Raw genomic sequence first — 499 nt, forward strand, 5'->3', positions numbered from 1 at the left:
CAAGCGACAGCATCCATGTCGCCACCGAGGCGCTGGGCGATGACAACAGCCTGGACCTCACGCTCCTGGTTCGTGGCGAGGTGCCGGACAACGCCAGCGGCAGGCTGCTGCTGGCGTCCGCGCCCGTGAGCACGGCCGACAGCTATTTCAAGACCGGCTCGGTCACGCAAGGACTGACCGTCTACGTGCCCAACCTTGAAATCGTCAGCACCGACACGGAGAAAAAATGGCAGTTGGCGTACAGGGCGGTTGAAAGGCCCGCCGACCCGCCGGCCGAGAAGCCCGCTGACCCGCCGGTCGAGAAGCCCACCGAAACGCCGGAGATCGAGACGCCGCAGGGCGACGGCGCGCAGGCCAGGCCCGGCCTGTCCCTGTTCACGGCTGTGTCATTGAGGCTGTCCGAGCTGGACGCCCTGGGTTCGCGCGAGGAAATCGTCAAGCGTCTGGGACAGGCAGGCGTGGCGGCGGACGAAGGCACCATCCGGCAGATCACCGAGGT

1 protein-coding gene is annotated in these 499 nt (G+C 66.9%); it reads left to right on the top strand.

Going from position 1 to position 499, the window contains the following annotated elements:
- Window positions 1-499: hypothetical protein (locus tag AC6LKG_RS26560; protein WP_498169982.1), on the top strand; the 499-nt coding region annotated here is incomplete at both ends.

It is taken from the genome of Achromobacter sp. 46006, assembly GCF_059761975.1.